This window comes from Methylophilus sp. Q8, assembly GCF_000800115.1.
Taxonomy (GTDB): domain Bacteria; phylum Pseudomonadota; class Gammaproteobacteria; order Burkholderiales; family Methylophilaceae; genus Methylophilus.
Genome location: NZ_JUHE01000001.1, coordinates 2,094,627 through 2,117,779, shown reverse-complemented (window position 1 = coordinate 2,117,779; position 23,153 = coordinate 2,094,627). Strand labels below are relative to the sequence as shown.

At 52.0% G+C, this 23,153-nt stretch carries 19 protein-coding genes; 9 read left to right on the top strand and 10 right to left on the bottom strand.

The features are described 5' to 3' along the window. Positions 1 to 7: 7 nt before the first annotated feature. Both GQ52_RS10160 and GQ52_RS10155 read right to left on the bottom strand, forming a co-directional pair. Positions 8 to 601: a glycine zipper 2TM domain-containing protein gene (locus tag GQ52_RS10160; protein WP_047517389.1), complete on the bottom strand. Its 594-nt coding sequence runs from the start codon at positions 599 to 601 to the stop codon at positions 8 to 10. Between the two features lie 124 nt (positions 602 to 725). Then, entirely contained in the window at positions 726 to 1,391 is a 666-nt protein-coding gene (locus GQ52_RS10155) for a Crp/Fnr family transcriptional regulator (RefSeq protein WP_047517386.1), read from the bottom strand. Positions 1,392 to 1,608: 217 nt separating this feature from the next. On the opposite strand from GQ52_RS10155, the gene GQ52_RS10150 reads away from it, so the two are divergent. Genes GQ52_RS10150 through GQ52_RS10140 form a run of 3 tightly spaced genes read left to right on the top strand, consistent with a single transcriptional unit; the run spans position 1,609 to position 3,663 of the window. Then, positions 1,609 to 1,956: a helix-turn-helix transcriptional regulator gene (locus GQ52_RS10150; protein WP_047517383.1), complete on the top strand. Its 348-nt coding sequence runs from the start codon at positions 1,609 to 1,611 to the stop codon at positions 1,954 to 1,956. Positions 1,957 to 1,965: 9 nt separating this feature from the next. Beyond that, complete coding sequence (locus GQ52_RS14240; protein WP_047517381.1) at positions 1,966 to 2,397, top strand: TIGR01244 family sulfur transferase; 432 nt, start codon at positions 1,966 to 1,968, stop codon at positions 2,395 to 2,397. A gap of 39 nt (positions 2,398 to 2,436) precedes the next feature. After that, positions 2,437 to 3,663 (top strand): FAD/NAD(P)-binding oxidoreductase, encoded by a 1,227-nt coding sequence (locus GQ52_RS10140; RefSeq protein WP_024929116.1) that lies wholly within the window; start codon positions 2,437 to 2,439, stop codon positions 3,661 to 3,663. A 4-nt stretch (positions 3,664 to 3,667) separates the two neighbouring features. Here the strand turns inward: GQ52_RS10140 and GQ52_RS10135 are convergent, their stop codons facing one another. Continuing rightward, a complete protein-coding gene (locus GQ52_RS10135) occupies positions 3,668 to 5,125 on the bottom strand; it encodes a leucyl aminopeptidase family protein (protein WP_047517375.1) in 1,458 nt (485 codons plus the stop codon). A gap of 300 nt (positions 5,126 to 5,425) precedes the next feature. Between GQ52_RS10135 and aceE the strand changes: the two genes are divergently transcribed. Together aceE and aceF are read left to right on the top strand one after the other, a co-directional pair. Further along, positions 5,426 to 8,095, top strand: a complete 2,670-nt coding sequence (gene aceE, locus GQ52_RS10130) for a pyruvate dehydrogenase (acetyl-transferring), homodimeric type (RefSeq protein WP_047517372.1) — start codon at positions 5,426 to 5,428, stop codon at positions 8,093 to 8,095. 27 nt (positions 8,096 to 8,122) lie between these two features. Beyond that, a complete protein-coding gene (gene aceF / locus GQ52_RS10125) occupies positions 8,123 to 9,466 on the top strand; it encodes a dihydrolipoyllysine-residue acetyltransferase (RefSeq protein ID WP_019882742.1) in 1,344 nt (447 codons plus the stop codon). 43 nt (positions 9,467 to 9,509) lie between these two features. Here aceF and GQ52_RS10120 read toward each other — a convergent pair whose 3' ends face one another. The 4 genes from GQ52_RS10120 to GQ52_RS10105 are packed head-to-tail and all read right to left on the bottom strand — an operon-like array spanning position 9,510 to position 15,225. After that, positions 9,510 to 9,935: a gamma-glutamylcyclotransferase gene (locus tag GQ52_RS10120; protein WP_047517369.1), complete on the bottom strand. Its 426-nt coding sequence runs from the start codon at positions 9,933 to 9,935 to the stop codon at positions 9,510 to 9,512. 5 nt (positions 9,936 to 9,940) lie between these two features. After that, positions 9,941 to 11,074: a PA0069 family radical SAM protein gene (locus GQ52_RS10115; protein ID WP_047517366.1), complete on the bottom strand. Its 1,134-nt coding sequence runs from the start codon at positions 11,072 to 11,074 to the stop codon at positions 9,941 to 9,943. Beyond that, on the bottom strand, positions 11,053 to 13,614 hold the full coding sequence (locus GQ52_RS10110; protein ID WP_047517363.1) for a glycosyltransferase: 2,562 nt from the start codon (positions 13,612 to 13,614) through the stop codon (positions 11,053 to 11,055). The genes GQ52_RS10115 and GQ52_RS10110 overlap by 22 nt, the downstream gene beginning before the upstream one ends. A 42-nt stretch (positions 13,615 to 13,656) precedes the next feature. Next, a complete protein-coding gene (locus tag GQ52_RS10105; RefSeq protein ID WP_047517360.1) occupies positions 13,657 to 15,225 on the bottom strand; it encodes a hypothetical protein in 1,569 nt (522 codons plus the stop codon). Between the two features lie 215 nt (positions 15,226 to 15,440). On the opposite strand from GQ52_RS10105, the gene GQ52_RS10100 reads away from it, so the two are divergent. Both GQ52_RS10100 and lpdA read left to right on the top strand, forming a co-directional pair. Next, on the top strand, positions 15,441 to 15,914 hold the full coding sequence (locus GQ52_RS10100; protein ID WP_019882749.1) for a hypothetical protein: 474 nt from the start codon (positions 15,441 to 15,443) through the stop codon (positions 15,912 to 15,914). A 76-nt stretch (positions 15,915 to 15,990) separates the two neighbouring features. Beyond that, positions 15,991 to 17,757 carry a dihydrolipoyl dehydrogenase gene (gene lpdA / locus GQ52_RS10095; RefSeq protein ID WP_047517357.1) on the top strand — a complete coding sequence of 589 codons (1,767 nt, stop codon included), beginning with the start codon at positions 15,991 to 15,993 and terminating at the stop codon, positions 17,755 to 17,757. Between the two features lie 66 nt (positions 17,758 to 17,823). Here the strand turns inward: lpdA and GQ52_RS10090 are convergent, their stop codons facing one another. From GQ52_RS10090 to GQ52_RS10080, 3 genes are read right to left on the bottom strand one after another with little or no spacing between them, the layout of a single operon-like run. After that, a complete protein-coding gene (locus tag GQ52_RS10090) occupies positions 17,824 to 18,693 on the bottom strand; it encodes an SPOR domain-containing protein (protein ID WP_047517355.1) in 870 nt (289 codons plus the stop codon). 13 nt (positions 18,694 to 18,706) lie between these two features. After that, on the bottom strand, positions 18,707 to 19,501 hold the full coding sequence (locus tag GQ52_RS10085) for a type III pantothenate kinase (protein WP_235273131.1): 795 nt from the start codon (positions 19,499 to 19,501) through the stop codon (positions 18,707 to 18,709). Beyond that, positions 19,498 to 20,487, bottom strand: a complete 990-nt coding sequence (locus GQ52_RS10080) for a biotin--[acetyl-CoA-carboxylase] ligase (RefSeq protein WP_047517354.1) — start codon at positions 20,485 to 20,487, stop codon at positions 19,498 to 19,500. The genes GQ52_RS10085 and GQ52_RS10080 overlap by 4 nt, the downstream gene beginning before the upstream one ends. 167 nt (positions 20,488 to 20,654) lie before the next feature. On the opposite strand from GQ52_RS10080, the gene GQ52_RS10075 reads away from it, so the two are divergent. Then, on the top strand, positions 20,655 to 22,436 hold the full coding sequence (locus GQ52_RS10075) for a glutamine--tRNA ligase/YqeY domain fusion protein (protein WP_047517351.1): 1,782 nt from the start codon (positions 20,655 to 20,657) through the stop codon (positions 22,434 to 22,436). An 8-nt stretch (positions 22,437 to 22,444) separates the two neighbouring features. Continuing rightward, positions 22,445 to 22,999, top strand: a complete 555-nt coding sequence (locus GQ52_RS10070) for a flavin reductase family protein (RefSeq protein WP_047517348.1) — start codon at positions 22,445 to 22,447, stop codon at positions 22,997 to 22,999. Positions 23,000 to 23,153: the final 154 nt, after the last annotated feature.

Sequence of the window (23,153 nt, the reverse complement as noted above, 5' to 3'; positions counted from 1 at the left end):
CATGCATTTACCAATATTGACGATGCTGGCGTGGACCATGTCCCCTCATTGCGGCCGGACGATATCCTGGCGCTGGCATAGGTTGAATCTGCACCACATTCGGTCTGACTAATACGGTCACATCCAATACCGGGCCTGGGTCTCTGTCCATCAGGGTTGAATATTGACGACCCTGGTATTCATAATTCACCACGTAACCGGTAGTCACGGTTTGCCATTGGTCTACCATCACACACTGCTCAACCGGGCGTGTCACGATGCGCTCGTTGCCATAGGCATTCTGGTTACCGACACGATCACCCACAATCGCACCCACACCGGCACCGACTGCCGCAGCTGCAATACGGCCGTTACCACGGCCTATCGTGCTTCCCAATAATCCACCCGCAACACCACCGACAATCGCGCCCGTGTTAGAGCGATTAGATTCATACACACTTTCACGCACATATTCGGTACGGCATTCCTGGCGTGGCTGGTTGATTTGTTGCACTTGCGGTGCGACCGACAACACCCTGGCCCGGTCAATATACTCGGCATCGGCAAACGCACTCTGGCTCGCCGCCATCATGACCACGCTGGATAAGATTAATTTACGCATGCTAGTTTCCTCTCTTGAAGCACACTGCTTAATGCAGTTATGTTGTTAACGTGCATTCAATCATGAGAGATGACGCGGGGATGTATCGAAGCCGGGAGAATTTTGTATCTGGGCAGATACAGTATTACTGGCTGCTGTTAGCCAGTTTGAGCAATTCGCCACGCTGCTGGATTTCAATCACGCCGCGCCCCATGGTCAACCAGCCTTTTTGTTCCAGGCGCTTTAACTGGCGGCTGATCACCTCACGCGCCGTACCCAATTCATCGGCAATTTGCTGGTGCGTGCGTTGAATCGTGTTATTACCCATGTCCAGCAGCCATTTAGCCAGACGTGCATCCAGCGTTTGAAAGGCGACTTCATCCAGCAACACGATCAGGTCGCTGATCAAGGCGCCATAATTTTGCATCACATATTGCCTGAATACCGGTGAATCGATCATGAGCTTATGGAAAGTCGTATCCGGCACAATCACATCCTGAATTTCCTCTTCGACAATGGTCGAAGCCGGATACTGACTATTGCCGAGCAAACAGGTCGTGGTGATGACGCAGGTTTCACCGGCGCCGACGCGGTACAACACAATCTCGCGGCCACTGGCAGACATTTTATAGACACGCGAGCGGCCTTTAAGCCGCAGCACATAACCACCGCAATGGTCGCCTTCACGATAGCCTATGGTGCCTATCGGCGCCTCCACAATACGCGCATATTGCATCAGCAGTTTTTTGGCCGCATCCTCCAGCGTTTCCAGTTCAGGAAACAAGCTGATCCATGAAAGTGATTGCATCATCCCGATAATCCCCAGTGTTTTTATTGTGATGGTGAGGGTTGCCGCAGCAGCCTCTCACTTTTAATTTGTGCGACAAACTTTACCACAGATTGATTTCAAACAATGATCACGGTCAATCACTTAAGTGTTAAAGCGTACACAATCTGTGACAACAGGTTTATGATTGAATTTCAACGTATAAATAGTATAAAAAATAAATGATGATTCTAGGGGTATTATGCAAACTTCGGATATTGCGGTGGATATTTTTGACCAGTTAAGAGCATCGGCCGATCAGGCCAGCCAGTTGATGAAAGCGATGGCAAACACTGATCGGTTGTTGCTGTTATGTCAGTTATCACAAGGCGAGAAATCGGTCAGCGAGCTGGAAAACAACCTGAATTTGAGGCAACCCAGCCTGTCGCAACAATTAACCGTGCTGCGCGAGGCGCAACTGGTGAGCACCCGCCGTGAAGGCAAAAATGTGTTTTACAGCATAGGCAGTCCGGCGGCCCTGGCGGTGATTCAGGTACTGCATCGCGAATTTTGCCAAAAGACAGCAACCGCGCAACTCAAAAGCGCATAGGAAAAAAAGATGGACATCAAAACAATTGATCAACGCTACAGTGTAAGCGACCAGTTAACGGCAACAGACCTGGATGCACTGGCAGCCAACGGTATCAAGCTGGTTGTGAATTTCCGGCCAGATGGCGAAGGCGGCGATGCGCAGCCCCTCAGCGCGACACTTGCCGCAAAAGCAGCCTCACTGGGTATCGCCTACGCGGATATCCCGGTGTTACCCAACCAGATCAGGCCTGAGCATGTGCAGCAATTGCAGGCCCTGCTGAATATGCACGCAGGCCCGGTACTCGGGTTTTGCAGGACAGGTAACCGGGCCGGCCAGGTGTATCAACAAGCATTACATAGCGGCCCGGCTTCTGCAGAAACGGGTGCCAAACCTGCCTGTTGCCAGTCTTCCGAACAGGCAGGCTTATTTCATAAAGTCAAAAGCTGGCTAAGCCCTTAACCTTACCAACGTCTTCATTATTAGAAAAAATTTTATCTCATGCAAAAAACCAATTTCGACATTGTGATTATAGGCGGCGGCTCAGCCGGTTGCGCCATTGCAGCCAGCCTGAAAAAACGCGCACCGGCACTAAGCATTGCCATCATAGAGCCTTCTGAGCAGCACTATTACCAGCCAGCCTGGACCCTGGTCGGTGCCGGTGAATTTGACGCCCAGAAAACGGTACGTCCTATGGCGTCTTGCATTCCGTCCGGTGTCACCTGGCTACAGGCTGCAGTCACCAGTTTTCAGCCGGAACAACAGCAAGTCAGCACCGACAAGCTGGGCAACATTCAATATCAGCAACTGGTGGTTGCTGCGGGCCTTAAACTCAACTGGGCAGGGATTAAAGGCTTGCCAGAAACGCTGGGCCAGCATGGCGTGACCTCTAACTACCGTTTTGACCTGGCGCCTTATACCTGGCAGTTAGTGCAACAATTGCAATCCGGTAAAGCCTTGTTTACCCAGCCACCAATGCCAATCAAATGTGCGGGCGCACCACAAAAAGCCTTGTATCTTTCCTGTGCCGAGTGGCTGAGCAAGGGACGTCTGGGCAATATCAAAGCGTCGTTCTACAGCAGTACGCCTGCGCTGTTTGGCGTCAAGGAATATGTAGAACCGCTGATGCAATATATCCGCCGCTATCAGGTAGATTTGCATTTGAACAGCACATTAGTCGAAGTGGATGGCCCCGGTAAAACAGCCTGGTTTAATGTGAAAGATGCCGACGGCAACATCAACCGTGTCAGCGAGTCGTTTGACCTATTGCATGTAGTACCGCCGCAAGTCGCGCCAGACTTTATCAAGCAAAGCCCGTTAGCCAATGCCGATGGCTGGGTGGAAGTCGATCAACACAGCTTGCAGCATGTGCGTTACCCGGAGATTTTCGGCGTCGGTGATTGTACCAATACACCGAATGCAAAAACGGCTGCCGCTGCGCGCAAGCAAGTGGTGATTGCGGCCGAGAACTTGTTAGCTGCCCGCGCGGGCCTCGCCCTGCCTTCACGTTATGATGGTTATGGCTCTTGCCCGCTCACCGTAGAAAAAGGCAAAATCATCCTGGCCGAGTTTGGTTATGGTGGCAAAATCGTGCCGACCTTTCCCTGGGACTCGACCAAGCCTCGGCGCAGTGCCTGGTGGCTAAAGAAATATATATTGCCTTCTCTGTACTGGCACCTGATGCTCAAAGGCCGCGAGTGGCTGGCACGTTGCAGCGCTTGTGGTTAACCTTCTACTTGCCTGCCATGAAAGCCTGCAACCATTGCAAGGTGAGCGCCACCCCAAAGCCGTTCACCTCGCTGGCCACAGCGCCCAAGCCCTCTTTGTGCGCATAAGACGATAAATCGACGTGGCACCAGTCCACGTCACCCTCGATAAACTTACCTAAAAAGCGAGCTGCCAGGATATGGTCGGCATCGCTATCCATGGTGCACTGCTTGATATCAGCGATGTCGCTATCGAGCTCGCTGTCATAGTCCTCAGCGTAAGGAAAAGCCACGACGCGCTCCCCGCTCACCGCACCCGCTTCCACCATCTGGTTTGCCAAGGTCTGGCGATTAGCCACAATGCCGCTCATGCGAGAACCCAGCGCCGTTTGCATACTGCCGGTCAGCGTGGCGTAATCTACCATCACATCTGGTTTGTCACGACTGGCCAAGGTCAAGGTGTCCGCCAGCACCATACGGCCTTCGGCATCCGTATGTACGATTTCGATGCTCATACCATTCAGGGCGGTGATCACATCATTCTGCTTGTAAGCGTTGGGACCAATATGGTTTTGTGCCAGAGCCAGCCAGCAATCCACATTGATAGGCAGCTGTTGCGCACTGATGGCCTGCAACACACCCACCGCCACTGCGCTGCCGTTCATATCCTGGTGCATACCCTGCATATATTTGGCTGACTTTAAATTATGGCCGCCAGTATCAAAACAAATGCCCTTCCCAACCAGTGCCAGCGTTTTTTCAGCTTGCGGATGGCGGTAAGACAGTTTGACGATGGCGGCATCTTGCGGCTCAGAGCCTTGTGCCACGGCGACAAATGCACCTGCGCCCAGTTGGCGCAGTGCCTCGGTGTCCCACTCGGCATATTGCCAGCCTTTTTCGCTGGCCATGGTCTGCAGACATTGCCGGTACAAGGCTGGCGTCAGCATATTGGGTGGCGTCATGGTCAGTGCACGGCAAACGGTATTGCCAGCCACCAATGCCATAACTTCATCAGTCCAGGCAATATCGGCAACACCAAACACGCCGATTTCACGCAGTTTCTGGCTGGCAGATTTTTGTTTCAGCACGGGCAAGGCTTGTGCATTCACCAGGGTGACATAAGCTGCCAATCTGGCGAGTGAGGCCGCATGTTTCTTAGAAAGTATTGCCAGGGCAATACGTGCCGGATGCTCGCTGAGTAAAGGTTTTATGGCCGTACGCAACAATGTAGCCACGCCGAATGCGGATGCTGTAGCCTCCACCTGGCACAGGCTGACCAGTGTGCCATCAGCCAACTCCAGCGTGACTGGTTTGTCTTTCAAATCGGCTGCGGTGAGGCCAGCACGCTGCAATTTAAGCGCCAGCGCATCTGCAAATGGCAATGACGAAAAAAACTTTTCTTCAAACACGACCAATATATGCTTGGCATAAGCTGATAATAAGGTTGAACTGACTTCAGAAGTTTGGGACCACTCGATGCGCATATCTTTAGAAAACACTCTTATATAAAACATTAAATAAACGTAGCAAATACCTGTAGTTAGGCATGATTCATTCATGCAAAACTTGACCAAAAGCGCCAAAAAAGAGACACTTACAGTTGATAGCTAGGTTGCTGAGGCTCATCACCTAAATTCAGCAACGTGTTACCATAAAAGCAGTGTCCAATTTCGGAATCCCTTCTTGGTAATCAACACTTTCCTCAGCGCTAGGCATGGCCAGGTGCGGGATACTAGGTGCTAGATTATACGCATAGCGACTAAAAACTCGGAGAATCCTCACGCATGGCAACGCATTCGCAAGCACACCTCAATGAAACCGACGCACAAGAAACGCAAGAATGGCTAGAAGCCCTCAGTGCCGTCATTGAGAATGAAGGGCCAGAACGCGCCCACTTCCTGCTGGAAGCAATGATTGATCAGGCCCGCCGTTCCGGCGGCCATTTGCCTTATAAGGCAACCACCTCTTACGTCAATACCATCCCCACCCACTTGCAGGGCAAACTGCAAGGTGACCCGGAGATGGAACGCCGTGTACGCGCCCTGATTCGCTGGAATGCGATCATGACCGTGTTGCGTGCCAACGAGAAATCGCCAGGGATTGGCGGCCATATTGCCAGCTTCCAGTCAGCAGCAACGCTATACGATGTAGGTTTTAACCACTTTTTCCGCGCTGCCAATGAAAGTTTTGGCGGCGACTGTATTTACTTCCAGGGCCACTCCTCACCGGGTGTGTATGCGCGCGCTTTCCTTGAGGGCCGTATCTCTGAAGAGCAAATGGACAACTTCCGCCAGGAAACGGGTGGCAATGGCCTGTCCAGCTACCCTCACCCTTGGTTGATGCCTGATTTCTGGCAGTTCCCAACCGTATCTATGGGCCTGGGCCCATTGGCTGGTATTTACCAAGCACGTTTCCTCAAATACCTGCATAACCGCGGCATCGCCGATACGGCTGACCGTAAGGTATGGGTATTCTGCGGTGATGGCGAGATGGACGAGCCAGAATCACAAGGCGCGATTTCACTGGCTGCACGCGAAGGCCTGGATAACCTGATTTTTGTCATTAACTGTAACTTGCAACGCCTGGATGGTCCAGTGCGCGGCAACGGCAAAATTATCCAAGAACTCGAATCCAACTTCCGCGGTGCAGGCTGGAACGCGATCAAGGTCATCTGGGGCTCCTACTGGGATCCACTGCTGGCCATGGATAAAGACGGTATTCTGCGCAAACGTATGGAAGAATGCGTGGACGGCGAGTACCAGAACTTCAAGCAAAAAGGTGGCGCGTACACACGTGAGCACTTCTTTGGCAAATATCCTGAGCTGCGTGAAATGGTCGCGGCCATGTCAGATGCTGATATCTGGCGCCTGAACCGTGGCGGCCACGATCCACACAAAGTATTTGCAGCTTACCAGTCTGCAGTGAACCACAAGGGTCAACCTACCGTTATCTTGGCTAAAACCGTTAAAGGCTATGGCATGGGTGAAGCTGGTGAAGGCCAGAACACCACGCACCAGCAAAAAAGCATGGATATCGCTTCACTGAAAGCGTTCCGTGACCGCTTTGACTTGCCATTGACTGACGAGCAAGTAGAAAATCTGTCTTACTACCGTCCGACCGAAGACAGCCCGGAAATCAAATACATGATGGAACGCCGCTCTGCTTTGGGTGGCTTTGTGCCTAGCCGTCGCCGTAAAGGTAACGAGCTGACCGTGCCTGAACTATCTGCATTTGAAAACATGCTCGGTGCAACCGGTGAGCGTGAAATTTCAACCACCATGGCATTCGTACGTATCCTGTCTACGCTGGTACGTGACAAGCAAGTGGGCAAATACGTGGTGCCTATCGTGCCAGACGAAGCGCGTACCTTCGGTATGGAAGGCATGTTCCGTCAATTGGGTATTTACTCTTCTGTCGGCCAACTGTACGAGCCACAAGATTCTGACCAGGTGATGTTCTATAAAGAATCTCAAAGTGGCCAGATTCTGGAAGAAGGCATTAACGAGGCTGGCTCTTTTGCCAGCTGGCTGGCCGCCGCGACGTCTTATAGCGTCACCGGCACGCAAATGATTCCGTTCTATATCTACTACTCCATGTTTGGTTTCCAGCGCATCGGCGACTTTGCCTGGGCCGCCGGTGACAGCCGCGCACGCGGCTTCTTGCTGGGTGCCACCGCAGGCCGTACCACGCTGAACGGTGAAGGTTTGCAACACGAAGATGGCCATAGCCACCTGATGTCTGCGACGATTCCTAACTGCGTGTCTTACGACCCGACCTTCGCTTACGAACTGGCCGTGATCATTCAGGAAGGGATGCGCCGCATGGTGCAAAATCAGGAAGATGTGTATTACTACATCACCCTGATGAACGAAAACTATACCCACCCTGCCATGCCGGAAGGCAGTGCCGAGGGCATCCTCAAAGGCATGTATAGCTTCAGCAAGTCCAAAGCCAAAGGTCCTAAGGTTCAGTTAATGGGTTCCGGCGTGATTTTGCGTGAAGTGATTGCGGCCGCTGAATTACTGGAAAAAGACTGGGGCGTGTCTGCTGACGTGTGGAGCGTGACCAGCTTTACCGAGTTGCGCCGCGATGGTATTGATGCCGAGCGTCACAACCTGCTGAACCCGGAAGCCAAGCCTAAGTTAAGCTACGTTGCTCAAGCCTTGGCAAAAGCTGAAGGTCCAGTGATTGCGTCCACTGACTATATGCGTTCGTTTGCTGACCAGATCCACAACTATGTCCCTAATCGCTTTGTCGCACTGGGCACCGATGGTTATGGGCGTTCAGATTCTCGCGAAGCACTACGCAGCTTCTTTGAAGTTGACCGCTACTACGTGGTACTCGCCGCACTGAAAGCCTTGGCGGATGACGGCAAGCTGCCAGCAAGCAAAGCGACCGAAGCGATCAAAAAATATAATATCGACATTACTCGTGCCAACCCGGCCACGATCTAAGGTCACGACATAAGGAAAGTATAGAATATGTCTATCAAAGAAGTACTGGTGCCGGATATCGGCAACTTTGACAGCGTCGACGTAATTGAAGTCCTGGTCAGCGTGGGTGACACCGTGGCCAAAGAAGACTCGCTGATTACCGTAGAGTCTGACAAAGCCTCCATGGACATCCCTTCTTCATTGGCTGGGGTGGTCAAAGAGATTCATATCAACGTTGGCGACAAAACCAAGCAAGGCGCGCTGATTCTAACGCTGGATACCACTGCCGAAGCAGCACCTGCTGAGAAAGTCGCCCCGCAACCAACGGCCACGCCAGTCGTGGCAACGGTCAAGGTTGATGAAAAAACAGTGGCTATTCCTGAGCCAACACGCCCGGTGGCCGAAGTGCCGCAAGTAGTGCAACCGCAAGCGACCCCGAACCCGGTCGCAGCCAGCAGTGTTGCCAGCAGCGGCAAACTGGCGCATGCCAGCCCTTCTGTGCGTAAGTTTGCACGTGAGCTTGGCGTTAACTTGTCACTGGTCAAAGCCAACGGCCCGAAAAACCGCATTCTACAAGCGGATGTACAAGCCTACGTTAAAGGCGAGCTGTCCAAGCCACGTTCTGAAAACATGGGCGTGGGTGGCGGTTTGAGCACCTTGCCAATGCCAGTGATCGATTTCAGCCAGTTTGGCAGCATCGAAAACAAACCACTGTCACGCATCAAGAAACTGTCTGGGGCCAACCTGCACCGTAACTGGGTCACTGCACCGCATGTGACGCAGTTCGATGAAGCTGACATTACAGACCTGGAAGACTTCCGCAAGTCCATGCTGGCCGAAGCAGAAAAACGTGGCGTAAAACTGACCTTGCTGGCTTTCCTGATGAAAGCCGTCGTCAATGCGCTGCGCACCTACCCTAACTTCAATGCCTCACTGTCTCCAGAAGGCGACAGCCTGATCCTCAAGCAGTATTACAACATCGGTTTCGCCTGCGATACGCCGGACGGCCTGGTAGTACCAGTGGTGCGCGATGTGAACCAGAAAGACGTGATGGATATCGCACGCGACCTGGCTGACCTGTCTGCCAAAGCACGCGAACGCAAGCTGAAAGTAGAAGAAATGCAAGGCGGCTGCTTTACCATTTCCAGCCTGGGCGGTATCGGCGGCACCATGTTCACGCCTATCATCAATTGCCCTGAAGTGGCGATTTTAGGCGTCTCGCGTGCGGCCATGCAGCCTGTCTACAACAAAGACACCGGCGGCTTTGACCCGCGTCTGATCATGCCATTATCGCTGTCATACGATCACCGCGTGATCGACGGTGCAGACGGTGCAAGATTCACCAGCCACCTGCGAGTGATGCTGAGTGATGTGAGACGTTTGTTACTCTAAGCTGCAATATCAAACAAAGGGCGCTGATGGCGCCCTTTGTTTTTCATATCAGCTGTTCGTGCTGCATAAAGTCACCGGATTCGATTAGTCGCTTATTGTGCAGAGGCCATTGATACAGGTAAATCCACACCTGTTCCAATACGTGACCATCTACGGCCAGTATCTGCGTGTTAAGCCGTTGATACTCCGCAGGCTGCCTATGTCGGGCACTACACTCCTCATAATCATCCAGCACAGCCAGCGTGCTTTGCGCATCATGCAAACGGTAAACCTCCCCATAGATGCGGTCATCAGCACAGTCAGAGGCAATCACACCAGGGTAATAGCTGATCTGATACATCAGGCCTTGAAACCAGCCTCCAGTGAGGAATTCAGCATGCGTAGAAAGATAAGCAGCCATTGCGTTTGCGTTACCTTGGCGCAAGGTGCCATAGACAAATAACAAGTCGCCAAATAACAAATCAAGCATGGTGATTAAAACAATGTGAGTTGCGGGCTGTTTGACGACTGCCGCCAGGCATCCGGCACCTTAAACAAATCGGTACGGAAGCCCAACCTTTCGCCTGACATGCCCAGCTTCTGGCAACTGAGTTTGAAACGATGTGCCAGCAAATCGGCAAATACGCCTTCACCACGCATGCGTTGACCAAACCCGCCTTGGTAGGTTTTGCCGCCACGACTTTGCTTCACAAGGCTCATGACATGGCTGGCTTTGAGCGGAAAATACTGTTGCAACCATTGCTCAAACAAATCGCTTAACTCATGCGGCAAGCGCAGAAATACATAACCTGCTTTTCTGGCACCGGCCTCATGTGCTTGTTGCAGAATTTGTTCCATATCGCAATCGGTCAACGCCGGAATCACTGGTGCCACCATGACACCCGTCGGAATGCCTGCCTCGCTCAAGCGGCGCACGGTTTCAAAACGGCGTTCAGGCGCTGCCGCACGTGGTTCCAGTCGGCGCGCAATTTGTCTATCTAACGTCGTGATGCTCAAGTAGATGCTGGCCAAACCTTTGGCGGCCATGGGGGCGATTAAATCGATATCTCGCTCGACCAGCGACGATTTAGTCACCAGACTGAACGGGTGATTCGCTTCAGCCAGCACTTGAATGATCTTTCGCGTCAACTGATATTCACGCTCAATCGGCTGGTAGCTATCCGTATTCATGCCGAGTGCGATGGGCGCACATTGATACTTGGCATGCGCCAGCTCTTTTTTGAGCAACTCAGCGGCATCCGCTTTCATCAGTAAGCGCGATTCGAAGTCCAGCCCGGGCGACAAGCCTAAATAGGCATGCGTAGGACGCGCGTAGCAATAAATACAGCCATGCTCACAGCCGCGGTAATGGTTGAGGGTGCGGTCAAAAGGCAAATCAGGCGACTGGATGTAGTTGATGATGGTTTTCGCTGCATCCAGCATGACTTCGGTGCGTAATGGCGGGGCATCCTCATCAAGCGTTCCCCACCCATCGTCAACGGCCACACGGGCGTGTGGGTCAAAGCGGCTGACCTGGTTGCTGTGTGCCGCCCGCCCCTTATAGATCAAGGGCTTGTCCACCTGATCAGGTGGAAAAGCGTCAGGACTTACTTGCGTTCCGATATCCATTGACATGCCAGCGCACTCCAGTACGGCAGCGATTGCAGGGCCAGCATGGACACCCATAATTGCGCATCCAGATTGCTAAAGCCTCGTGCATACAACATGGCTGCGCCCGCCATAATCAGCGATACCAGAATCAACAGTTCTTCTTTAATCGGATCTATAAGTTGCCAGTTGCTGAGCTTGGCTTTGGTTTTGTTGGTCACTACAAACACCCCAGCCTTGTGCGTCAGGCCGTTGATAATGCCTCTGGCAATCGCGTGTGACAAGCCCAGGCTAGCCAGTGAAGCGCCAAAAATATCCGTCCAGCTGCAATGCATGGTTTTGCGATACAGCACAGGCCCCAGAATCGCCTTGATCGCCAGGAAACACAGGATAGGCACAATCATGACCACCACAGGCAGGCTAAAGTATTTAGGGAACGCCAGCATGGCAATGGTCCAGCCGATAGAACCGATGGTGAATACTAGTTGCAAGGCCTCACCAAACCAGCCAAACCAGCCGGTGAGAAAGTGATAACGCTGGCTGAAATTCAGCGATGACTTGCCCAGCAATTTAGGCATATGGTGCTTAAGAATCTGCATGGCACCAAACGCCCAGCGGTTACGTTGTGATTTAAGTGCCTTGAAGTTGGCAGGTGTCAGGCCACGACCAAAAGTTTCATCAATGTAGCGCAGCTCCATATTGTTCTCGAGCAAGCGCAAACCAAGTTCAGTATCCTCACAAATACACCATTCTGACCAGCCACCCAGTGTTTGCAGTGATTCACGGCGAATCAAAGTCATGGTGCCGTGCTGAATCAAGGCATTACGTTCATGTCTATGGTGCATGCCAATACGGAAAAAGCCTTCAAACTCCCAGTTACACATGCGGTGGAAAAAGTGATTTTCCCATTCGCGGTGTGCTTGTGGCGCTTGTACTACTGCGACTTGCGACTCCTGGAAGTGTGGCACCAGGTCAGACAGCCAGTCCGGGGTCACTACGTAGTCGGCATCCACCACGCCGACCACTTTTGCATCAGGGTGCGTTTTATCCAGGGCAAAATTCAATGCACCAGCTTTAAAACCTGGCCAGGAAGGCAGATGGTAGAAATGGAAATTATCCGGCATGGTCGCCATATACGTTTCCAGCGGCCTCCACTTGGCTTCATCTTTGGTGTTGTTATCCACCACAATCACTTCATAGTGCGTGTAATTCAGGTGACGCAGGCTATCAATGGTGGCAATCACCATCTCCGGCGGTTCGTTGTAGCAGGCCAGGTGGATAGACACAAACAGTTCCTGGTCGGCAGGCAGGGCTTGCGCGCGCTTAAACAGGCGACGCCAGGCTGGTTTAAACATCACCTCGCTGAACTCGGCGGCATAAATCATCAGCACCATAGAGGTCAATGCAATGCCAAGAATCAGGCCAATCAGCACCACGAAATCACGCAGGGTGTAGTAATAATCGCCAGGCAAGTTCCAGGCAATGGTGAGGGTGGTAATACAGGCCTGGAACAACACGGCCATCGACAACACACCGCCTATGCCCCAGTGTTTGAAACGCCATGCAATTAACATCAGTGGAATAAAGGCCAGCAAGCTAGACCAGGTCGCTTTCGCAATCCAGCGCGTATTTGGCGGTACGGCACCTTGCAGCGAATATTTCTGGTGACGGTCGGCGTTATACATGCCCCAATACGCGCCAGCCCAACCTTCCAGTGCCACTTTCCAGGGTTGGTCAAACGCTTCCATCAGGTAAAAATCAAGATCTTCAATCGAGTTACGGGCCAGAAACTCGCGAATAAAGCGTGCCTGATTGACTTCACTGGCAACAGAGGCACCAATGGCCGGGCCGCGGCTAGGCCAACCCACTTCGGTAATCACAATTTTTTTACGCGGGTAGGCCTGCATGAGCTGGTTGTAACGCTCGATGGTGTATTGCACGGCTTTTTCTACTGGCACCCCTTCGTGGTATGGCAGCAAATGCACGGCGATATAATCTACATGCTTGACCAACTCTGGGTGCTTGAGCCAAACGTGCCATGGTTCAGCCGTTGAAACCGGCACATTGCTATGCTCCCTGACAAAATCCAGGTAACCCATCAGCGACTGCACTGGCAAATCATTACGCAGCAAGGCTTCGTTACCCACAATCACGCGATCGATATTGCTGTAGTTCTCCAGCTTTTCCAGCAAGGCAGAGATCTCGCGGGTGTTTTTCTGGTTATCAGTATCAATCCAGGCGCCTGCAATCACGTTCATATTGCGTCTGGCGGCCAGCGGCACAACCTCATTTAAATCCAGCGACGAATACATGCGGATATGACGCGTGTGCTTATGCATCAAATCCAGGTCCTCCGCCAACTCGGCCGTGCTTGGATGTTGGCCATCAAGCGGGCTTTGATTGCCACGGTAGCCTGAATAAGCAAACCCATTGACTGCTGGTTTCACATTGATCAGCGGCAATGCACGGTTGGCCAAGGCCCACAGCCCGAAATGCAATGCCGAAAACAGGATGGCAAACACCAACCCGGGTACCAGTTTTTTAAACCAAGAAACGATCACTTCTCACTCTTTCCATCATGTCTGATGTATTTATTTAAACTTTTATTGGCTAAGCTGCGCACTTCTGGCCGGCAACAAAAACACTGCCACACCGCATGCTGCACACCACCACCAGGCAATCACATTGCCAGGTTCCGTCATGGCCACTGCAATTGCCATATTGGCCGCAATCACCACCATCACCGTTGTCAGCCAAATGCCCACTATAGGCAAAGGTGCCTGCACGCTAGCACGCAAAGGCGTTGTGATGATAGAAATAGCGATCATCACCAATGGCAAGCCAACCAGGATCAGCGGAAAATCAAGATAACGCCCATTGATCGCCAGACCGGCACTGGTCAGCAAAAATGCCAGCGCCAGCAAGCGCAATAATGATTGTTCGATGCAAGGCTTGATGCCCAAACCCAGCCATTGCCGCAACTGCATCAGCACTAATGTCCAGCCCAGTAATACCAGGCCACCTAACATGGCATACTCGGCGCTATTGCGTGCGGCCAGCTGCACATAGCCCACCTGCAAATAAGCATGCAAGCCGACCACACCGCCAGTAAACGCCAGCAACAGCATTTGGTTTACAGGCACGCGCTTGTATTGTCCCCAGGCAAGAGCTGCCACGGCAAGGACCAAGGCCAGCAGGTAAGGTTTAAAGCCATCGGCGTGCTCTGCTACAGGGCCTTGCAGATTAAATTTAGGCTGTAAATCCGTATCCAGCACGCCCCAATAACCGCCAACTGTGCCTTCCAGCTCGCGCTTCCATGGCTGGTCAACCGCTTCAATCACGTTGTACTGCCAATGATTGACGTGCGCCGCTTGTAAAAACTCACGCATGTAACGTGCCTGGTTGATCGCACTCGGCTTGGACCAGAAGCGCTGGCGCCCTTGTGATGGCCAGCCAGTCTCGCCAATCAAAATTGGCTTTTTAAACACAGTGCCCAAGTGACCCATGACAGACGCCGTATGCGCAACCGCCTGCTCAATCGCGACTGGCTTGTCTTCCCAATAAGGCAAAATATGCACGGTCACAAAGTCGACATCCTGCTCCAGCGTAGGATGCTTGAGCCAAAACTCCCATACGTCAGCATAAGTGACGGGGGCCTTGGTATTGGCTTTGGCCCATTGCAGATATGCATGCATTTTCGGCTCGGTTTGTTCACCGCGCAGCAACACTTCATTGCCGACCACCAGGCCACGCACGGTATCAGGGTATTGGTTAGCCTGCTGCACTGCCAATTGCAACTCAGACTGGTTCAGCGCATCCACCCAGCCAATCCAAACACCAAGAATGACCTTCATGCCCAATTTTTGCGCCGCTTTTGGCACGTAATCCAGTCCCTGGCCAACCGAATAAGTACGCACACAGCGCGTGACTTTAGACAGTGCCTGCAAGTCTTGCTCAATCTGTAGCGGATCAACAAAGCTGTCTTTAATCGTCGGGTTCATGCCCGGTTTGTAGTACGGCGCATAAGAAACGCATTGTAATGGCAACGCCTCGGCGGCCACCTCTACCAGCGCTTGCGGCTGTTGCAGGCGCCAGAGATAAAAGATCGACCCGATCAGGAACAGGGTCAGCCAGACAATCGGTGAAATTCGAGATAACAAACGCTGCAACATGATCCCCTGAAACGGAATTCCTTAAAAAATAGCTTGCATTCTCTCACAAATAGTACCGGGATGCGTCCTACAAACCCTGATAAAACCTCAGAAATATTCCAAAAGAGACTTGGTAAATTAGGCAATTGGACTTATGATGAAACGTATTCAAAAGTCGCGTTAAAAACATCGGCTTTTAAAGAATTTCACGCCAAAATAATCATCTCAGAAGTCATATGAACGTTAAATCCTGCTTGACCACACTCGTGTTGCTCTCATCCTTTTCTGTGCCAGCATTTGCGGCGCCTGTTGCCAGCCTGGACTACAGCGGCGAATATCTCTGCAAAGGCAACAACGTCACCGTCGGTGACTATGAAGTAACCATTTATTTGAAAAAGAATCGACGCAACAGCACGTCGCAAGTGTCCGTATATGATCTGGCAACACATACTGAAAACAAGCAAAGCTATACCGGACAAGCCATTACACGTGGCAAACAACTAGCCATGACGTTTAAACTGTCTGATGCCAAATATGCCGAGTTCTCCACTGGCATGGGCCAATTCACCAAAGTTGGCAAAAATGGCTGGACCTTCAAAAACGATTATTACGAACCAGATGACACAGGCGGCAACTACGGCCATGAAACCTGCACCATGAAACCGGCGCCAGTCGCCCACCCTGCGAGCGGTGCAACTAGCAGACATTAGGATGTGTAGACAGCCTGAAAGTGATCTTGTTCTTTTGGTGATAAAATAGCAAAACTAATCGGAATATAAGGTTTTCATGAGTCAAATGGTTGAAATATTGGTGCCGGATATCGGCAATTTTGACAGCGTCGATGTCATCGAAGTGCTGGTGGCCGTGGGTGACACCATCGCCAAAGAGGATTCACTGATCACGGTAGAATCTGATAAAGCTTCCATGGACATCCCCTCTTCACACGCGGGTGTCGTTAAAGAGCTCAAAGTTGCAGTCGGTGACAAGGTCGCCAAAGGCAGCCTGATTTTAGTGGTAGAAAGTGCCCAGGCCGCGACAGCTGAATCGAAGCCTGCAGCCGTGGAGGCAACTGCCGCCCCAGTAGCACAAACAAGCGCACCTGTTGCACCCGCTCCAGCGGCTGCAACAGGCAACAATGACGTAAGCTGTCAGGTCATGGTCCTCGGTTCAGGCCCAGGCGGCTATACCGCTGCTTTCCGTGCGGCGGACTTGGGCTTGAAAGTCGTGCTGGTTGAGCGCTATCCAACCCTGGGCGGTGTGTGCCTGAACGTTGGCTGCATCCCATCCAAAGCCCTGTTGCATACAGCAAAAGTGATTACCGAAGCCGAAGAAACCGAACATCACGGCCTGAGTTTCGGCCAACCGAACATCGACCTAGACAAACTGCGTAACTGGAAAGCCAACGACGTGGTCGGCAAGCTCACTGGCGGCCTGGCACAAATGGCTAAAATGCGTGGTGTGACCGTCGTCAGTGGCGTTGGTCAATTCACCAGCCCTCACCAGATTGCGGTGACCGCGGCTGACGGCAAAGTCACTGTGGTTGGCTTTGAAAACGCGATTATCGCGGCCGGTTCACAAGCGACTAAATTCCCTGGCGCGCCAGAAGACGAACGCATTATGGATTCGACAGGTGCACTCGCATTGGCTGACATCCCAAAACGTATGCTGGTGATTGGCGGCGGCATTATCGGCCTGGAAATGGGCACGGTGTATGACGCACTAGGCAGCAAGGTCAGTGTGGTCGAGTTTATGGACGGCCTGATTCCAGGTGCAGACCGTGACCTGGTACGCCCATTGCAAAAGCGTATGGAAAAACGTTTCGAAAGTATTTTAGTCTCGACTAAAGTGTCTAAACTGGAAGCCAAAGCAGACGGCATTTATGTCGATTTTGAAGGCGCCAACGCGCCGAAAGAAACACAGAAATACGACCGCGTGCTGGTTTCCATTGGCCGCCGTCCAAACGGTAAGAACATCGGTGCAGAAAATGCCGGTGTAATTGTGGATGAGCGTGGCTTTATTGCCGTCGACAAACAAATGCGCACCAATGTGCCTCACATTTTCGCCATTGGCGACATTGTCGGCCAACCCATGCTGGCGCACAAAGCGACGCATGAAGCCAAAGTGGCTGCTGAAGTGATCGCCGGCCATAAAGTTGAATTTGTTGCCAGCGTGATTCCATCTGTCGCTTACACCGACCCTGAAATCGCCTGGGTGGGCTTAACCGAAACAGAAGCCAAGGCCAAAGGCATTGAGATCGAAAAAGCCAGCTTCCCATGGGCAGCCAGTGGTCGCGCATTATCGATTGCCCGCACCGAAGGTGCTACCAAGCTCATTTTTGATAAAGATACACATCGCGTTATTGGCGCAGGCATTGTCGGCATCAACGCCGGTGAATTGCTGGCTGAAGCTGTACTGGCGATTGAAATGGGCGCGGACGCGCATGACCTGGGCCTGACCATTCACGCCCACCCTACGCTGTCTGAAACTGTTTGCTTTGCCGCAGAGCTTAAAGAAGGCACCATTACCGATATGTTGCCGCCGAAAAAGCGTTAAGTTTGAAATTGCGCAGTACAACAAAAAGCCCGCAATTGCGGGCTTTTTGTTTGAGTCATTCCATGATTACTGGCAAGGAATCTCTTTTAATACACTATCCGGAAAATGCGAGCGGGATTTCTGCAAACTGGCGAACTGTTGTGGTGACACTTGCTGTAGCTTGATGACCGCCTGCCCGCCATTGCGCGTCGCCTTAATCAATAGTTTCACGCCCTTATTTTTCAGGTCGGCCATGAGTTTGTCTGCCAGTTTTTCATCACGGAATACGCCAAATGAGATGGCGTTACGCCATTTAGGATCGTCTTGCACAATAAAGAAATCTTCAACGCCCAGTTTGCGCAATTCATCAGCTTTGGTTTGTGCAGCTTCTGCGGTGGCCAAAGGTGGCTTGTAAATCCAGTAGCGCACGCTCTCCTGGCCGCTGCTGGTCATATTGGTTTGCGTTTTAATACTCATCTGCTGTGCCAAACTGGCGGCTTCAGTCACACGCGCCATATTAAAGCCGCTCCACTCGTAACACGCAGTCTGGACTACCGCATGTGTTTCCGCTGGCTTTACCAGAGGAGTTTTGTCGGCAGGCAGCTTCTCTGCAGGCTTGGTTTCGGAAGGCCTGGCTTCAGAGGACTTAGTATCCACAGGTTTGACCTCAGCGACTTTGGCTTCTGGCGCTTTGATGTCTGCTTTGGATAAATTAGACGCCATGACCGGTGAGTTGCTTGCCGCAACTGCCTCAGGCTGTAAAACAGGCTCAGGAGTAGATACCACCGCCACCGTACGCTTAGGATAAGACGCCAATGCTTGTGCACTGAGTAATTTTATCTGTTCGGGATGTATCTCAGGCTTAAGGCTGCTGACTGCCGACAGCGATGCGTCATGCTTGAAATAAGCAAACACCGCCACGTTGGCTAACAGCAATATCCAGAATAGTCTTTTCATTATTGTGCGCTTTTCATTCGTCTGTATTTTTAGCCAGGCAGGCCAACCCCTTTAAAACCAGATTATCCACAATAATCGCCTGCGCTGACAATGTGCCCGGCAAATATTGATGTAATAACTGCGCATCACCGCCAGTGAGTACCAATAAAGGCACTGAATCGACCAAAGGTAACATGCGCTCAAACTGCGCAGAGACTGAGGCTGCCAGTGCCTGCATGCAACCCATCCACATTGCCTGCCGACTTTCTTGTGCAAAGCCTGGCAGCGCATCACGTTCAAGGGGATAAGCATAATCCAGCTGCGCCGCCCCTTGCTGCAAACTTTGCCACATCAAACGCAAACCAGGTTGTATGGTACCACCAGCAAACCTGGCCCCAGCCTTATTCACCACTAGCGCATCGATTGTCATCGCCGTCCCCGCAGTAACGATCAGGGTTGGCCGACCAAACTGCTGCCAAACAGCGAGCATGCTGCACCAGCGATCACTACCCAGTTGCGAAGGCTGCTCATACGCATTTTGCACACCCAGCGCAGAAGCCTGTGATTGCACCAGATGCAATTGATCACCAAGTGCAGGTAAGCGTTGCAACCAATCTGACCCAGCCACATTACTCAGCCAGACCTGCTCGGCCTGCTCAATCGCCTGCAACAACCGTTGGGCCTCCACATCCGCCTGCAACCACTGTTGATGATCTAATGTATGCACCTGCCATACAGTGGATGCATGCGATGCATCCACTGGGCACCAGGCCCATTTGGTGCGCGTATTGCCTGCGTCAATCAATAACTTCGCGTTCAATAACTTCACGCTGCACTCCGCACACTGATTTCACCGGCATTAAAACGTTGTTGGCCAGTAGCGGTTTCTACCAGCAAACTGCCTTCTTCGGCTACCCCCAGCACCTGACCAGGAATCGTCTGGCCATTGGCCAGCAACAAATTGACCGGCTGCTGATGAAATGCATGATATGTTGTCCACTCGCGTTGAAAATAGGCAAACCCTTGTTCAGCAAACTGGTTTAAGTGTATGGCAAGCTGGCTGAGACAGCGTCCCAGCAATAGATTCGGGTCCAACGCCTGTGCAGATAACGCATTCAGACCTAACACCGGCTGATCAATATTCAGCCTCATCTCAGGCGCGACCTCCAGATTCAGGCCAATACCAATCACTGCTGCGCTTGGGCCTTCCATATCGCCTTGCAGCTCAATCAGAATACCGCCCAACTTGTGCCATTGTCCCTGATGCTGTACCAGCAAATCATTCGGCCATTTTAGCTGCACATCCGTCAGGCCAAATGAGTGCAAGGCGCGCACCAGCGCCAGACCAACCACCAGGCTAAGGCCAGACAAGCCAGCAGCACCACACTGAAAGCGCCATAACAGTGAGAAGGTCACGCTACCCCCCAACTGTGATACCCAGGTACGGCCACGACGCCCACGCCCGGCGGTCTGGATATGGGCAGCGACACAAGTGGCGTGCGCGATTCCCCGTGCGCTTTCCTGCATTAAATAACGGTTGGTTGAATCCACCTGCGCCAGCACCTGCACATGAAACCACGGCGCATATTCGCCGCAGGCCTGCACGATGGCATCCACATCCAGCAAAGTCACCGCCTTGGGCAGGCGGTAGCCGCGCCCGCGCACGGAGAATACGGTAATGCCCAATGCTTCTACTGATTGAATCGCGTTATAAACAGTCGCCCGCGTCACGCCAAAGCGTTGCGCAAGCGTCTCGCCAGAGTGAAACTTGCCATCGGCCAGTACGGCCAATATCGGGAATGCCAGTTTGTTCATCGAATGACTGTTTTAAGTGCATCAAGGGCTTTAATCATAGCCCGCAGTGTAGCATATCCGCCTTGTGCCGCCGGTCGATCAAGGCTTGAAATACAGTGCATTAAGCGTTTTGGGGCACAGCACGAAGCGTGTAAAATAGACATACTTTAGAAACTTCAAGAACCGCCATGTCGACAGAAAAAGAACCGATTCCAGCCGCCTCCAACTTTATCCGTGCCGTGATTGATAAAGACCTCGCAGAAAACAAATATGCGAGCAAAAAATGGGCGGGCTCGCCCGGTGATGCAAAACATCAGGCCAGCGGCCAGGTAGATTTTGCCAAAATCCGTACACGTTTTCCGCCCGAGCCTAACGGTTACCTGCATATTGGTCACGCCAAATCGATCTTTTTAAACTTTGGCCTGGCACGTGATTACAACGGTGTTTGCCACTTGCGCTTTGACGATACCAACCCTGAGAAAGAAAGCCAGGAGTATGTAGACAGCATCTCTGACATGGTGCAATGGCTGGGCTTTGGCTGGGACAATGCCACGCCTAACGGCAACAAAGAAACGAATCTGTACTTTGCGTCAGATTATTTCAACGTGATGTACCAAGCGGCTGAAGCGCTGATCCAGCATGGCCACGCCTATGTGGATGAACAAAGCGCCGAGGATATGCGTATTAACCGTGGCACCTTGACCGAGCCTGGTAAAGATTCGCCGTTCCGCAACCGTAGTGTTGAAGACAACCTGCGTATTTTCCGCGAAATGCGCGATGGCAAACATGCCGATGGCAGCATGATTTTACGCGCCAAAATTGATATGGCCTCGCCTAACATCAATATGCGCGATCCGGCCATTTACCGTATCCGCCGTGCGCATCACCATAACACCGGTGACCAATGGTGCATCTACCCAATGTACACCTTCGCGCACCCGATTGAAGATGCGCTGGAGCAGATCACCCACTCCATCTGTACGCTGGAATTTGAAGACCAACGCCCATTCTACGACTGGCTGATGGCACGCCTGGTCGAAGCAAACCTGCTGGCCAACCCGGTGCCTTACCAGTATGAGTTTGCGCGTTTAAACCTGACTTATGTGGTGCTCTCCAAACGTAAACTGATTCAACTGGTGGAAGAAAAACATGTATCAGGCTGGGATGACCCACGCCTGCCCACCCTGGCCGGTGCGCGTCGTCGCGGCTACACGCCAGAAGGCTTTAAGCTGTTTACTGATCGTATCGGCGTCTCCAAGGCTGACTCCTGGATTGATTACAGCATCCTCGAGGACTGCATGCGCGAAGTGCTCAACGAATCTGCACCACGCAAAATCGGCGTACTCGACCCAATCAAACTGGTCATCGACAATTATCCTGAAAGTCAGGAAGAAGACTGCTACGCGCCTAATCATCCGCAAAAACCGGATTTGGGTAAACGCGTGGTCAAACTTTCCAAAGAGTTGTGGATTGAGCGCGAAGACTTTATGGAAGAGCCAAGCAAAGGTTATTTCCGCCTGTTCCCGGGCAATATGGTGCGCCTGCGCTACGGCTACGTAGTCAAATGCATCAGCTGTGAAAAAGATGCCGCGGGCAACGTCACCACCGTGCATTGCGAATACCTGCCAGATACAAAATCCGGCACACCGGGTTCAGACAGCGTCAAGGTCAAAGGCAATATCCACTGGGTGAGCGCTGCACATGCCTACACCGCAGAAATTCGCCTGTATGACCGTCTGTTTAAAGATGCACATCCGGGTAGCGGTGACAGAGACTTTTTGGATGACATTAACCCGAACTCAGTGACCACCATTACTGCGCAATTGGAACAAGGTGCGCAAGACGCGCACGCAGGGGATATTTACCAGTTTGAACGCCACGGTTATTTTGTCGCTGACCGCAAAGACAGTATTGCTGGCAAACCGGTATTTAACAGAACAGTAACGCTAAAAGATAACTGGCAGAAGTAAGCGTTGTGATGCAACCAGTAGACTTATCAAAAGCATTTCGACTGTTAAATCACGGCCCGACCACCCTGATTACCTCAGCCCATGCTGGCCAAAACAACATTATGGCAGCAGCCTGGGTGTGTGCCCTGGACTTTAACCCGGCAAAAGTCACGGTAGTGATTGATCGTAACACCTATACGCGCGAGTTGATGGAGGCAGAAGGTACTTTTGCCATTAATCTGCCCAGCGTGCAACAGATTGAGATGGTCAAAAAAGTCGGCGCGATCAGTGGTCGCGATTTGCCTCGCACGGACAAGTTTGCCGAATATGGCATAGCAACTTTTGCTGCAAAGGAAATCAGCGCCCCGCTGGTACAAGGCTGTGTCGGCTGGCTGGAATGCAAAATCATCTCTGAGCCACACAATCAGAATACTTACGATTTATTTATCGCCGAAGTCGTGGCGGCGCATGCCGACGAGCGCGTGTTTTCTGATGGCCGCTGGCACTTTGATGGCCATGATGCATTACGCACGGTGCACCATATTGCCGGTGGCGTATTTTTTGCCACAGGCCAGCAATGCTAGCGCTGTAATCTCATCACCCCACCTTCAAAAAGCCCTGCCGTATTTGCAGGGCTTTTTCATTTTCAGACAATTCCTACAAGCAGAAAATAAACTTACCTGCCATGAAGGTGTCAGGTTTAACAGAGCTTTTTAATGTGTAAGCGTGTGACATAAG